Origin of the sequence: Streptomyces sp. DH10 (assembly GCF_029813805.1) — a bacterium.
Taxonomy (GTDB): Bacteria; Actinomycetota; Actinomycetes; order Streptomycetales; family Streptomycetaceae; genus Streptomyces; species Streptomyces coeruleofuscus.
Genome location: NZ_JARVKU010000005.1, coordinates 259,112 through 272,795, shown reverse-complemented (window position 1 = coordinate 272,795; position 13,684 = coordinate 259,112). Strand labels below are relative to the sequence as shown.

The window sequence follows — 13,684 nt, the reverse complement described above, 5'->3', positions numbered from 1 at the left end:
CCATGGAAGACGAGCTGCACCGGGTCGTCGGCATCGACCTGGGCACCACCTACTCGGCCGTCGCCGCCTACCACGCCGACGACTACGCGCCCAAGATCCTCGCCGACCCCGAACGCGAGGGGGCCGCCGCTGTCGCCATGCCCTCGGTCGTCCGGCTCGACCCGGCCACCGGCGTCCTTGTCGTCGGGCACGACGCCAAGAACGCCATCAACGAAGGGCCCGGCACCGAGGGCACTCTGGTGGAGATCAAGCGCGAGATGGGAGCGGTGTTCGACGAGAAACTGCTCGACCGCTTCGGCGCGCGGGGCGTCTACCAGGTAGAGGACCCGGTGCGGGCCAGGCTCGGCGACGAGTGGCTGCGCCCGCAGGAGATCAGCGCCCTGGTGCTGATGAAGATGAAGTGGATCGCCGAGCAGTCGCTGGGCGGAGAGATCCACGACGCGGTGGTCACGGTGCCCGCCTACTTCATGGAGCGGCAGAAGAAGGCCACCGAGGAGGCCGCGCTGCTGGCCGGTCTCTACCCCCGTCAGCTCATCCCCGAGCCCACCGCCGCCGCCATCGCCTACGGCGTCGACCGGGCCGAGTCCGAGCGGCAGGTCTACCTGGTCTTCGACCTGGGCGGCGGCACGTTCGACGTGTCGATCATCGAGACCCGGGAGGACGAGATCGAGGTCATCGCGACCGCCGGCGACCAGCGGCTGGGTGGTGGCGACTTCGACGACGCCGTCGCGGAGTGGATCAAGCGGGAGCTCGGCGACACCCTTCCGAAGGACGTCGAACCGCTCCAGATCAAGGCGGCCGCGGAGGCGGCGAAGCGCGAGCTGTCCCTGCGCTCCACGACCAGCATCGACCTCGGCGGCGGAACCACTCCGCTGGAGCTGAGCCGGGACACCTTCGAGGCACTGATCCAGCCGATCCTCGACCGGTCCCTGAAGCAGGTCGACGAGGCGCTGAAGTTCGCGCAGAGCGCCAAGGGCGTGCTGCCCGAGCACGTCAACGCGGTGCTGCTCGTGGGCGGTTCGACGCGAATCCCGCAGGTCAAGCGGATGCTCCTGAACCACTTCGACCGGGACGAGGGGTTCGTGCGCGGCGACGCCAACCCCGACACCCTGGTCGCCCGGGGCGCGGCGATCGTCGCCAACCGGTTCGAGGCCTCGCCCGCCTTCGACCTCGCGACCCGGCCCACCGCCGAGCGGTCCGCGGAGGACCAGGACTACGCCGTCACGCTGATCACGGAACACACCCTGGGCGTCGGCGTGCAGGACGGCGAACTCAGCGTGCTGATCCCGCGCGGCACCAAGATCCCGGCCCGCCAGGTGCGGACGTACACCAACCCGGATCAGGCCCCCCGCATCGAAGCGGTCATCTACCAGGGCGAGGACAAGTACGTCTACAACAACACCCTGATCGGCACGATCCACCTCGACGACATCGAGCGCCGCCCGCAGGGCTACCACGAGTTCGAGGTCGAGTTCAGGCTCGATGTGAACGGGCTGCTCGGGGTGCAGGTCACCCACACCAACACGGGGCGGGAATACCAGGCGACCTTCGACCAGAGCACCACCATCGGCAAGCTGGACGAGCTGGCGGAGCGGCGGGCGGCACTGGCGCGGCTGTTCGCGACGGTGCGGCCGGCCGGCGCGGCGGAACCGGCGGGAGGACCACAGGACGGCGGACCAGCGGAGTTCGCGGTCCCGTCACCGGTGGCCGCCGGCCTGCCGGGCCCGGTCACCGCGACGGTGCCCGAGCCGGCCACCACCTCGGTCCCCGGACCGGCCACCACCGCAGTGCCCGGGCCGGTCACCGCCACGACAGCCGCCTCCGTCCCCGCTCAGGGCGGCCCGGCCCCGTCCGCGGACGCGCCCGCCACCGGCATCGATCCCGCCGCCGTTCCGGCCGAGTACCGCCGCATGGTCAAGAAGGCCCTGCGCGCGGGACGGGACGGCCAGGCTCCGCCCACTCTCACCGCCGCCCTGGGCGCGTTCTGGGAGGCGGTGCGCGCGGGTGCCGACGAGGACACGCTGGACGATCTCGCCGACGCGCTCGAGGACGAGCTTTGACCACGACCCTGGAGGCCTCCCAGGCGGCGGCCGTCGCCGCGGAACTCGACGCCGAGTACGTCGGCGTCGGCTGGTGGGGCACGCTTCACCGCGCGCCGCACCGCCGCCGCTGGTACCGGCTGATCCCGGTCGAGGAGATCGACGGCGACCAGCGCTCCGAACTGCTGGCCTGGCACACCCGGCCGCGCCGGCCCGAGCTGGTTCCCGTGGTGCCCGGTGAGCAGGGCGAGCAACGGCAGCTCGGCGGGCGCTGGTTCCAGGTCGTCAGCTACGAGACCGACGCGCCCCGCTCTCTCGCCGACGCCCTCGCCGGGCGGGCGGCGGCCGCGCGGCTCGCGTCCGTGGCCGGGGCGCTGCGCGCGCTCCCGGCCTGGCGTGCGGCGATCGGCCCCGAACTGGTGGCCCTGCCCGCCGACATCGTGCTGAGCGGACACGGCCCGCTGCTGCTGCCGCTGCCCGCCTGGGGAGCGCCGTCCGTCGGGCAGCTCTTCGCGGAGCCGGAGCGGCTCGCGTACCTCGCGCCGGAAGCGGCCCGCGGTCTCCCGGCCGGTGACCGGGACCCCGGTCTGCACGCCCTGGGCGTCGCGGCGCTGCACTGCTTCGAGTCACCGCCGGACGCCGGCACGGAGCGGCTCCTCCAACGGGCGGCCTGCGGCGCGGTGTTCGCTCCCCGGCCGCACGACAGCCGGCTGCCGTCCTGGACGCGGCGCGTGGAGCCGGTCCGCGCGGCACACGAACAGCTGCGTGCCGTCGTCACGGGCCTCGGGAGCACCGATCCGGTGCGGCTGGCCGACGCCCTCGACGAGGCACGCCGCGCGATGGACCCCCTGGTCGCGGTGCGTTCCCTCCGTAGCGCGGGCCAGCCTCGCAAAGCCGTCGGACTCGCCCACGCCGCGCTGGTCGACAGCCCCGGATACCCGCTGCTGATACTGGCCGCCGAGATCGCCCACGAGGATCTGCGCGACCCGCTGGAGGCGCTGTCGCTGCTGGAGCGCGCGGTGCAGGCGGACCCGGGGCGTCCCGAGGCGTACGCGGCACAGCTGTCGATCATCGGCGGTCTGTGGGCGGTCGTGCAGGGGCGGCTCGCCGGGGCCACGGACGGCTCGTTCGCCCACCGGCTCCTGACCACGGCCCGCACGGCGTTCGACCGGCTGCCGTCCGACCTGCGCCGGGACCACGCCCACGAGATGGCCCTCTGTCTCATCGGCCAGGGCGAACTGGCCGAGGCCAACGCCTTCGCGCACCGGTGGCTGCACGACGGCACCACTCTGATGTGGTGGCGTCTCGACCTCATGCTCGACTACGCCGAGACCTTCCTGCTGCTGGGCCGCCTGGACGAGGCCGGACAGGTCGCCGACCAGGTCCAGGCGGGGCTCCGGCGCCTCCGGGAGAACGGCCAGATGGCACAGCGCGACATCCACGAACACGGCCTGAGGTACGCGGACCTGGTCCGGGATCTGCACCACAGGCGCGGCAGGGGGGCCGGGGCGTGACCACGATTCTGCTGGCAGTCGTCCTGCCCCTGCTGCTCCTCTCCGTCCTGGCCGGCGCCGGGTACTTCCTCCTGGTGCTGCCGAGCCGCTGGCGGTTGCCGTACGAGCGGTCACTGGCCCTGCTCGACAGCGACGACCGCGACGAGCTGGAGCGGGCCGACCAGCTGCTCGGGCAGGCCGTCAACGCGGGACCGCGGGGGCGGGCGCTCGACCGGATCCGGTTCGCACAGGCCTATGCTCGGGCGATGCTGGGTCGGCACGATCCCGCCCGCTACGGCGCCGCCGCGACCGTCCTCGACGAGCTGATCGCCACCGAGGGCCGCACCGCGGACACCGCCTACCTCGAACTGTGGGTGCGGGCGCAACTGAAGAACCACGACCGCGTCACCGACCTGTACGCGGAGCACACGGAACTGCTGGACGCCCGCCCGCAGAGCCGTCGTATCGCCGCCGTCTCCCACCTCCAGCTGGCCGTCGAGCACTGGCGGCGGCGTGAGACCGAGGGGGCGCTGCACCACTTCGACCGGGTCCGGGAGCTCGGCGAACTCACCGACCGGATCCCGCCCGAGGTGAACGACCTCCAGCTCGTCAAGGGCGTCCAGTCGGTGTTCGACGGGCGCACCGACGACGCCCGCGACGCGTTCACGGGAGCGCGTGAGCGCGCCGAGCAGCGGAAACTGCCGACGGTCGAGGCCGAGTTGGGGATTGTCGTCTGCGACTGGGCGGACGGCGATCCCGCGGAGCTGGGGGAACGGCTGACCCGGCTGTCCGGGCAGGTGGCTGAGCTCCCCGCCGGGGAACCCACGGCGGGACCGCTGCGCACCGGCGTCGAGGTGCTGCGGCTGGTCGCGCTGGTGCGGGAGTGGCTCGGCAGGCCCGCCCTGTCCGGGGCACCGAGCCCCTCCGACTTCCTGGAGCTGGAGCGGCGGGCGGCCGCGGTGCGCGAGGCGGACCCCGACCTCGGCGACGCCGCGCTGGTCGAGGGCCTGGTCCGCTACTACTTCGCCCTGAACCAGCCCGAGCGCCGACGGGCCCTGGACGTGCTGGACGAGGGCAGGAACCTCGCCAAGGGCATCACCCTTCCCGAGGTGCTGGACCTGATGGAACGCGAGCGTGCCCTCGGTGACGAGGGCGATGCCGTCTCCCGGTACCTCGTCCTGGTGGGCGAGTTCCTCGACGATCCGGACCGCTCCCCCGAGGACCGGGCCCACTACCGACGGCTGAAGGACAGGTTCCGGCAGTTCGGCGATTCGGGCGACCTCGACACGAGGGCCGTTCCCCGGCAACGGGCCCCGCAGGACGACGTCCGGCGCCGCAACGAGGCCCTGCGCCGCCGTGTCGAACTGATCGTGTACCCGCGCCTGCGCGACCTCGCCGAGGACGCCCCCGCCAAGGTCGCCCTGCGGGCGCTGCTGGAGGAACTCGAGGCCGCCTCCCGGGTGTACGGCGACGGCGCGTCGGTCCTGCACGAAGCGGAGCACAAGCTCATCACCACCACCGGAGAGATCCTGCTGCCCGAGGAGACCGATGACCAGGATCGTGCCTAGGCGGCTCGCGCCCGGGCGACGGACCGGCGCACCCGCGACCGGGCGGCTGGCCGGACTGCTGCCCGGGCGGGGCCGTACGACGGACCGTGCCGCGTTGCTCGACCGGATCCCGGCCGTGGAGAGCCGGCCCGCGGCGGACGAGAAGCAGCTCTTCGAACAGGCCGGACTGGCCCGGGTGTTGCTCCTGATGGCGAAGGTCGACCAGGAGTCCGAGTACCTGCTCTGCCGGCGGCTGGCCGAACACGCGCTGGGCACGGTGCCCGATCCGGGCGAGGTGTCGGAGCTCGGGGAGTCGCCCGGGTCCGGAGGGGAGTACACGTGACCGGTACGTCGGAGGGCCGCCACTCGTTCCGGGACATCGGCCCCGTCCAGTCGCTGCGGACGCCGTCGTTCGAGTTCGCGGAGATCGGCCGCCAGGCGGACCTCGCCGAACACGACCGGCGGCTGGACGAGCTGGCCCGCAGGGCGGACACCGCACCCGTCGCGGACCGCCTGCTGGACCTGTCCCCCGTCGCCGCCAGTGCCCTCGAGGAGATGTCGCTGGTCATCGGCGACGACGGCGAGGACCTGCTGGAGGACGGCCGGGCGAACGCCCACGCCGGTGAGTACGCCACGGCCCTGGAGCTCCTGACCGAATACCTGCGCGGCAGGCCGGAGCACCAGGAGGCCCGCTATCTGCGCGCGTTCTGCATGTACCGCCTGGACGGGCAGGACCAGGTGGAGGCCCTGCGCATCCTGCTGCCGCTGCGCGACGAGCCGATGGAGGACGGTCTGCGCGAGCAGGTCCGCGAGCTCCGCCGCGAACTGCGCCGCCGTGTCACCCCACTTGAGGTGGGCGCCTACGCCCGCACGGCCCGCTCCGACCCCGAGGGAGCGCTGGAGCGTGCGGAGGCGTTCCTCGAACTGGTCCCGGAGGAAGGCTCCCTGTCCTATCTCGTCGCCCTCGGCCAGGCCAAGGCCGGCGATCTGGAACAGGCCCTGGACACCGCCACCCGGGGCGCCGCGGAAGCGGAGGTCGACAAGGAACAGGTCGCGGCGCTGGCACGCAAGCTGCTCCTGCCGTATCTGCGCCCCGCCGCCGCTCGCGCCGTCGCGGCGTTCAAAGCACACGATCCGCGCCTGGCGCGCGCCGAGCTGTCCCGCATGGATCCGCGGTGGCGGCGCAGCGCAGTCATCGAGGACTTCGACGCCTACCTCGCCCTGTGCGTCACCGGCTGGAACCACACCTCGCCACCCGCGCCGCGGCTGCCCGACGACCGCGCCGACGACCTCTACTCGCTGATCGCCGAGCCGGACGGCCAGCAGGCCGCGGCGCTGATGCAGGCCGGGCTCGTGGACGTGGCGGAGCAGGTGCTGTCCCTCGTACTGCCCCTGGTCCCGGGCTTCCGCTGGCTCAACTTCCTTTACGCCGCCTGCCTGTTGCGGCTGGGCCGCGACCCGGACCGGGCGGCGGCGTGTGCCGAGATCGCCGTGCGGGACGCCACCATCGCCCAGGCCGGTGAACTGCTGGAGGCGATCAGGGGCTGGCAGGAGGCGACGGTCATCAACCCGGTGGTCGAGGAGTACCTCGCCGCCATGAAGTCGGTGAGCGGCGGGGTGTCGCCCGATCGCCTGGCCAGGCTGCGCACCCGGCTGACCGTCCTGGAGCGGGGGCTGCCCGCGGTACGGGCGGCGGCGCGGAGCGAGTCGGGCAGGCAGGTCGTACAGGAGCTGGAGAAGGCGATCGGCCAGCGGCTCGCCGAGATCGCGGACGCCGTCGTCGTGGCCGAGCTCTACGAGAGGTACGACGCCGTCATGGCCCCGGTACAGGGCGGTGTCGCCGGCACAGCGGCGGCGGACCGGCTGGCCCGGTCCCTCGACGACCTGGCCGCGCAGATCAAGGACAAGCGCCGGGCGGCCGGGAAGGGCGCCGGGCAGGAGCCGTTCGAGAAGCTGACGGAGCTGGTCACCGCGCGCCAAGCGGAACTCGACCGGGTGCGTACGGGGTTGCGGGTGTCGGACCTCGTCAAGCGGTTCAACGAGCTGGTCGAGCCCCCTCGGACCCCGGATCCGTACACGGCGCGCACGAAGCTGGCCGGGATCCGCGAGGAGGCCCGCGGGCTCCGCCGGAGCCACAAGAAGACCCTGGACCCCCGGGAGACCGAACTGCTCGACGAGCTGATCACCACCATCACGAAGGTGCTGGGACGATGACCGACACCACGGGGGCCGCGTCCGGCACCGACGACTGGGACGTGTTCATCAGTTACGCCCGCGAGGACTACATCCAGGCCAAGGACCTGTACGACGCGCTGAGCGGCTTCGTGACCGCCGACGGCGCGGCGCCGAGGATCTACCTCGACGTCTCCCGCACCAGCGGCACCCCGCTCGGCGCGGACTGGCAGACCTTCCTGGAGGAGGCGCTCCCCCGCAGCAGGCACATCGTGGCGCTCTACTCGCCGACGTACTTCGACAAGGACGTCTGCCAGTGGGAGCTGCACGAGGCGTACAAGCTGAACCCCCCGGAGGGCGGCCGGCTCATCCCGCTGCTCATCCACCCGGGGGCGGTCGCGAAGGTGCCGTACATCGTGCACCGGATCAACTGGATCTCCACGGCACGGCCGCGCTGGATCGACGAGGTGTGCAAGGCCGCAGGGCTGCACCTGGCCGAGACCGGCGCAGTCCTCCGCTTCGACACCCCGGTCACCGGCGCGGTCGCCGGTCACACCCTGCCGTCCGTGAGGGTGACCGGCACGGCACCGGACGGCATGTCCCCGTGGCCGTCCGGTGCGACGGTGACCCTGACCGCGCAGCCGGACACCGCCGAACTGACCGGGACGCTCTCCACGCCGGCCGCCGGCGGCACGGCGGTCTTCGGTGACCTCGCCTTCCGTACGCCCGCCCCGGAGATACGGCTCGTCGCGACCGCCCCCGGCTGCGAGCCGGTGCTGACCCCGCCCTTCGAAGTGCGGGCCCCCGAGGAGCAGCCGCCCTGGGACGACGAGCCCGACCGTCCCGTCCTCGCGGCGCGCGGGCACCCCGTCTTCTTCCCCGACGGCCGGACGCTGGCCGTGCGCGACGGGCGGACCCTGACCGTCCACACGGCGGAGTACAAGGCCGCCGGTACGGCGGAGCTCAGGGAGCGTCCCCGGCTGTGGGCGCGCGGGGAGAGCTGCGTCGCCGTCGCCGACTGGTCGGGGCGGGTCGTCCTGGCGGCGCCGGACGGGCGGACCCGGGTCGTGGACCTCCCGGCGTCCCACGGTGGGCGGCTCAACGTGCCGGGGGCGCTGGCCTTCGCCGGGGACGTGCTGTACGCGGGCATGTGGGGCGGGAAGGTCTGGGCGGTGTCGCTCGACGCCGCGGATCCGGAGCCGGTGCTGGAACACCGGGCGGGCGTCCAGGTGCTGGCGGCGGACGGCTCGGGACTGCTGGTGGGCGGCCTGGACGGCACGCTCGCCATTTACACGGACGGCCGGGCCGGCGCCGAGCACCTGCTGGAGCCGGTACTCCTCGCCCTCACGCGCGTACGGAACTTCGCCCTCGTCGTCGGGGAGCGCCACGTGTACCGGCTGGACCTGACCAGCGGACGGCTGCTCAAGGTCACCCAGCCGGTGAGCGCGGTCACCGGGGCCCTGCCGGGCGGTGAACTCACGGCGATCGTGGACGCGTCCGGCCAGGGCGTGTGCTTCGACGCCGAGCTGGCCGTACGGGTCGGGTTCGGCACCGTGCCGGGTGCGCGGCCGGTGGGTTCCGGCGCCGAGGGGCGGCTGCTGGTCATGGAGTACCCCGACGGCTCCCACGCCCTGGTCCGCGACGGCCGCACCACCTATGTCGCCGGGCATCCGATGACCGTCTCCCCGGACGGGCTGCGGGCGGCGGTGTCGGACGGCGAGCGGCTGCTGATCCTGTCTCCCGAGGAGCTGGAGGAGCCGTCATGACATCGCGTACGGCGCTGGAGAACCGGCCCGAGGTGCTGCGCCGCCTGGCCGACGGGCTGTGGTCCGAGCTGGAGCGGGGACAGCCCCTCACCCAGGGCCAGCTGGACGCGGCCGTCGAGGCCTGCTTCCGGATCGGCGTGCATCCCGCCACCGACCCGGCGACCGCGCTGACCATGCTGACGCGCGCCCACCGGCTGGACGACACCAACCCCAAGCACCCGTATCACGTGGGGCTGCTCTACCTGCGTCACGGCCTGCCGGAGGCCGCCGTCCCCTGGTTCAGGGCCGCGGCGGCCCTGTCCCCCGGAAACCACCGCGTCTGGGCCCATCTGAGCCTCGCGTACCGGGCGATGGACCACCAGGGGAAGAGCGCGGACGGCGGCCATCGCGCGCGTGCCGAGGCCATCGCGGGCAAGATCCGGGAGGGCCGCCACGACTTCGCCCCACAGGACGCGGAGGAAGGCGCCGAAGTCACGGCCGGCGAGAAAAGCGCGGAGGGTCAGGAAGGCGCGGCAGGCGAGAAGGGCACGGAAGGCGCGCCGCCGTCCGTCCAGCCGCTGCTGCGCCCCGGCGCGTGCAGGTGGACCGGCGTCCACGACATGGCGGCGGACAGCCGGCTGCGCGGCAACACCACCACGCACACCCGGGACGTACTCGCCGCCGAGCTGGAGAGCGTCGTCGAACTGGCCGGCCGCCGCCGGGGACGGACGGCCGCGTTCACCGTCCTCGCCGCGCAGTGGATGGTGTACGGCTACCCGGTGGCGACCGTCCGCCGCCTGGCGAAACGGCTCCCGCCGGACGACGGCCCCGCGACACGGATGCTGCACCTGGTGTGCGACCTCTTCGAGACGGACGTCCACGAGCTGCCGGACCGGCTCGCCACCTGCCTCGCCGAGCGCTCCCTGCCCGACGTGCTCATCGCGCTGATCCACCGCGGGCGGTTGTTCCGGCGCCCGCTGGTGTTCCCGGACCTGGGAGCCCACGCGGCGGCGCGGGAGTTCACCGACGGCCATCCCGACCGGCACGAGAAGGCGCTGCGGTCGGCGGCGGAACAGCTCGCGGCCGCCCCCGCCGAGCCGATGGCGGACGTCCCGCAACCGGCCGGTCCCGACGAACAGGACGCACCCCGTCCCGACGAGCGGCTGGCCTTCTTCGAGAAGGCCGCCGCCGGTCTGACCGACCTCGCGAAGGACGTCCAGGCGCATGCCAAGGGCCTGGCCGGGGCCACGGTGACGGACGCGGCCGGGTACGCCCGGGTCGCCGGGGACCGGGACGTGCTGACGGATCTCGTCAAGCGCCTGGAGACCGTACGGCAGGCCCGGCTGGAGGAGCTCCAGCGGTTTCAGGAGTCCGAGCCGTCGGGTCTGGTGATGGCCTTCGAGGAGTTCCAGCGGCGGATCGGCGCGTGCCAGGCCTCGTTCCAGGAGCCGCTGGGCAGCCTGCGGACCATCCTGAACAAGCGGGTCGCCAAGCGACTGGCCGCGAAGGAGAAGGATTTCGGGGCGGCCGTGCCCGCGCCGGGCGATGCGGTGCTGGCGCTGCGAAGCCGCCTGTCCGCCCTGGAGACGGAGCCCGCCGGCACTCTCACCCCCGACGACCGGCTGGCCCTCTTCGAGGAGACGGCCACCCGGCTGGCCGGCATCACGCAGGACGCCCTCGACCACGCCAAGGCTCTCGCCAAAGCCACCGTCACGCAGGAACCGGACTACGCCCGCGTCCTGGGGGACCAGCAGCTCCTCACCCACCTGGTCGACCGGCTGGAAGCCGTCCGGCTGGACCGGCTGGAGGCTCTCCAGCAGCTCAAGGCCCCCGAGGCGTCGGCGTCCGGCCTGCTGATGTCCTTCGCGGAGTTCCACCGGCGGGTCGAGGAGTGCGAGACGCGCTTCCAGGAAGGCCCGGGCGGTATCCGCAACATCCTCAACAAGAGGGTCCGCAAGAAGCTGGCACCGAAGCAGGCGGAGTTCGCGACCACCGCCCCCGCGCCCTCGCCGTCCGCCCTGGCGCTCGCGGAACGCCTCGCCGACCTGGACACGACACCCGACGCCCCGGCTGCGACGGGCGCCCCCGCGGCGACCGGCGCCCCGGTGCCGACCACCGCCTCGCCCCCTGCCCGGCGTCCCTCACATCCGCCACCGGACGCCCTGGCAGATCCCCGCGAGCGGGTGCGGCACGCCCTCACCGTCGCCGAGCAGGCCCTCGACGAGAACTTCACCGAGGCCTGGCGGACCCTGGAGGCCTATCCGGCCGGGCTGAGACACCGCGACGCGGTCGTCCTGTTGCGGACCTACCTCGGCGGGAAGCAGGCGGAGGCCGACCAGCGGCTGGGGCGGTCGGCGGCGGCCCGGCGGCGCTGGAACGCCATGCTCGCCGACGACCCTCTGAGGCCGGCCGTACTGCGCAACCTCGCGGTGGCGCACACCACCGCCGGTGACCTGGGCCAGGCCGCGCACGCGTGGCGGCGCCACCTCGAAGCGCTGTACCTGGAGGCCGTGCTCGACGGGGACCTGCGCCGCGGCGCCGCCGAACGCGCCGAACTGCACCGGGTGCTGGCCGCGTCCTTCGGTACGGCCCCGCTGTGTCCGCGCGCCACGGACGAGCGGGAGACCGAGGAGGAAACGGCGCAGGTGGTGCCGCTGCTGGCCAGTGCCGGCAAGGTCACGGCCGCGGTCGCCCATCTGCGGCTGGAGGAGCTCAACCACATGCTCTCCCAGCGCAGTCCGACCCTCCTGCTCGGCGTCGGCCGCTCCGTCGAGGACACCGCCCTGGCCGCCGCCCGGGACCGTCGCAAGGCCGCCGTCGAAGCGGCGGTACCGCTGCTCCCGCCCAGGGTCAGAGCGGTCTTCCGGAAGCTGTGCGACGAGATGATCGACGCTGCGTACAGCGAGGCGTCGCGGACGCGGGGACGCACCCGGCGGGCGGGAGACGAGGCAGAGGACGAAGCGCACCTGGAATGGGCGCGGGGCCGTCTGCTGTGGAAGTCGCGGCTCGACAACGCCGTGCGGGGCCAGAGTGCCCAATGGCCGCTCGCCGAGTACTCGGGCGACGTCCTCGCGGGCCTCGACCGCGTCGACTCGCTGCTCCTGGACCCGGCGGACCCGGGCCTGTTGATCAGCGCCCAGAAGCTGGGCGTCCGGGGAGATGCCACGCAGGTCCTCGAGCGGTACAACCAACTCACGCTGCACGCCGCCGACTTCGCCCTTCAGGTCATCTACGAGGCCGCCCAGGAGGCGGCGTCCGGCCATGCGACGCGGAACTTCTCCGACCGGTTCCGGCGGATGACCCGTTCCTGGGGGCGCAACGACGACACCATCCCTGAGCGCTGCTCCGGCCTCCTGGACGATCCGCAGAGCCTCTACCACCCCTCGGCGGAGTCGGCGTTCGCGCTGCTGCGGCGGTTGAGAGAGGCCGGCCGCCCCGCCGACGAGAAGGAACACGGCATCCTCACGGCAGCCGTGACCGCTCTGGAACGCTGGGTGGAACGACTCCCGGGAGCCACCGGCCCCGCCCGCACCCTGGCGGTGATCCTCGGCGCCCTCGACCGGCACGACGAGGCCCACCGGGTGCTCACCCAGGCGCACCAGGAGGCGTTCGGTGCGCGGGGGCGACGGCAGGTCACCCTGTCGCTGGTCCGGCTCGACATCACCCGCGAGAGATTCGCCGAGGCCGTGCGGCAGGTGCGGGAACTCCTGCTCCGGGAGCCCGACGAGGAGTCGCTGCGCGCTCTCCTCATCGAGGCGTACGACAGCTGGATCGCCTCGGGAAGGGATGTTCCCGGGACGTCGGACATCACTGGCGCATTCGCGCGGTGGACGGACGCCGAGACCGTCAGGAGCCGCCGCCGGCTGGTGGTGAAGGCGATCATGGCCAAGGACCGGAGCGGACTGGACCCCGTGAGCGCCGCGCGTTCGGTCGTCGACGACCTGCGCGGGGTGTGCGCGGGCGACCCCGAGAACGTGGACGGCCGCGAACAGCTCGTCGTCGCGCTCTACCAGCACGCGGTGGCGGTCCGCACGGCGATGCGGTCCACCACGGGCAGCCGGCGCGGAGTCATGGGCGAGCGGCTCAAGGAGATCTGCGACGAGTGTGCGGAGTCCGCGACCGGTCTCCTGGACTCCGGGCTCCTCGCCGACGAGGAGCGGCGCGAGCAGATCCGGAAGTTCCTCCGGGCCGTACGCCCGGAGGAAGCCCCAAAGCCGAGCACCTGAGACCGTGCCGCGTCATCGGCCGGGACGGCCTCGGTCCCCGGTCAGCCCTCGACCGGCGTCAGCCGCAGCGCGATGCTGTTGATGCAGTACCGCTGGTCGGTCGGGGTCGGATACCCCTCCCCCTCGAACACATGCCCGAGGTGGGATCCGCAGCGGGCGCAGCGCACCTCCGTGCGGACCATGCCGTGGGAACGGTCCTGGATCAGTTCCACCGCGTCGGTGTCCTTCGGGTCGAAGAAGGACGGCCAGCCGCAGTGGGACTCGAACTTCGTGTCCGAGGTGAACAGCTCCGCTCCGCAGGCGCGGCAGGAGTAGACGCCCCGCGTCTTGGTGTCGGTGTACTCACCGGTGAAGGCGGGCTCCGTGGCCGCCTGGCGCAGCACCGCGTACTCGCCCGGGGTCAGCTCCGCGCGCCACTGCTCGTCCGGCTTCTCGACGTCGTACGGCATGAGCCTCCAGCCC

At 73.2% G+C, this 13,684-nt stretch carries 8 protein-coding genes; 7 read left to right on the top strand and 1 reads right to left on the bottom strand.

Annotated elements, in window-relative coordinates; genetic code table 11:
• Positions 1 to 2 precede the first annotated feature (2 nt).
• The 7 genes from QC385_RS12980 to QC385_RS12950 are packed head-to-tail and all read left to right on the top strand — an operon-like array spanning position 3 to position 13,222.
• Positions 3 to 2,060, top strand: a complete 2,058-nt coding sequence (locus tag QC385_RS12980; protein ID WP_279541449.1) for an Hsp70 family protein — start codon at positions 3 to 5, stop codon at positions 2,058 to 2,060.
• Complete coding sequence (locus QC385_RS12975) at positions 2,057 to 3,553, top strand: tetratricopeptide repeat protein (RefSeq protein ID WP_279541448.1); 1,497 nt, start codon at positions 2,057 to 2,059, stop codon at positions 3,551 to 3,553. The genes QC385_RS12980 and QC385_RS12975 overlap by 4 nt, the downstream gene beginning before the upstream one ends.
• Positions 3,550 to 5,100, top strand: a complete 1,551-nt coding sequence (locus QC385_RS12970; RefSeq protein WP_279541447.1) for a hypothetical protein — start codon at positions 3,550 to 3,552, stop codon at positions 5,098 to 5,100. The genes QC385_RS12975 and QC385_RS12970 overlap by 4 nt, the downstream gene beginning before the upstream one ends.
• A complete protein-coding gene (locus QC385_RS12965; RefSeq protein ID WP_279541446.1) occupies positions 5,081 to 5,422 on the top strand; it encodes a hypothetical protein in 342 nt (113 codons plus the stop codon). Before QC385_RS12970 ends, QC385_RS12965 begins: the two co-directional genes overlap by 20 nt.
• On the top strand, positions 5,419 to 7,293 hold the full coding sequence (locus QC385_RS12960) for a hypothetical protein (RefSeq protein ID WP_279541445.1): 1,875 nt from the start codon (positions 5,419 to 5,421) through the stop codon (positions 7,291 to 7,293). Before QC385_RS12965 ends, QC385_RS12960 begins: the two co-directional genes overlap by 4 nt.
• Positions 7,290 to 9,017, top strand: coding sequence for a TIR domain-containing protein (locus QC385_RS12955; protein ID WP_279541444.1), 1,728 nt, complete (start codon positions 7,290 to 7,292; stop codon positions 9,015 to 9,017). The genes QC385_RS12960 and QC385_RS12955 overlap by 4 nt, the downstream gene beginning before the upstream one ends.
• Positions 9,014 to 13,222, top strand: a complete 4,209-nt coding sequence (locus tag QC385_RS12950; protein ID WP_279541443.1) for a hypothetical protein — start codon at positions 9,014 to 9,016, stop codon at positions 13,220 to 13,222. Before QC385_RS12955 ends, QC385_RS12950 begins: the two co-directional genes overlap by 4 nt.
• Positions 13,223 to 13,263: 41 nt before the next feature.
• On the opposite strand, the gene msrB is transcribed toward QC385_RS12950, so the two are convergent.
• The gene (gene msrB / locus QC385_RS12945) at positions 13,264 to 13,671 is read right to left on the bottom strand and encodes a peptide-methionine (R)-S-oxide reductase MsrB (protein WP_279541442.1); all 408 of its coding nucleotides are present in this window, start codon (positions 13,669 to 13,671) and stop codon (positions 13,264 to 13,266) included.
• Between the last annotated feature and the right edge of the window lie 13 nt (positions 13,672 to 13,684).

Excerpts from the sequence above, each read along its gene's own strand:
- QC385_RS12980 (WP_279541449.1), top strand. The coding sequence starts at position 3 with ATGGAAGACGAGCTGCACCGGGTCGTCGGCATCGACCTGGGCACCACC.
- QC385_RS12965 (WP_279541446.1), top strand. The coding sequence starts at position 5,081 with ATGACCAGGATCGTGCCTAGGCGGCTCGCGCCCGGGCGACGGACCGGC.
- QC385_RS12955 (WP_279541444.1), top strand. The coding sequence starts at position 7,290 with ATGACCGACACCACGGGGGCCGCGTCCGGCACCGACGACTGGGACGTG.
- QC385_RS12950 (WP_279541443.1), top strand. The coding sequence starts at position 9,014 with ATGACATCGCGTACGGCGCTGGAGAACCGGCCCGAGGTGCTGCGCCGC.
- msrB (WP_279541442.1), bottom strand. The coding sequence starts at position 13,671 with ATGCCGTACGACGTCGAGAAGCCGGACGAGCAGTGGCGCGCGGAGCTG.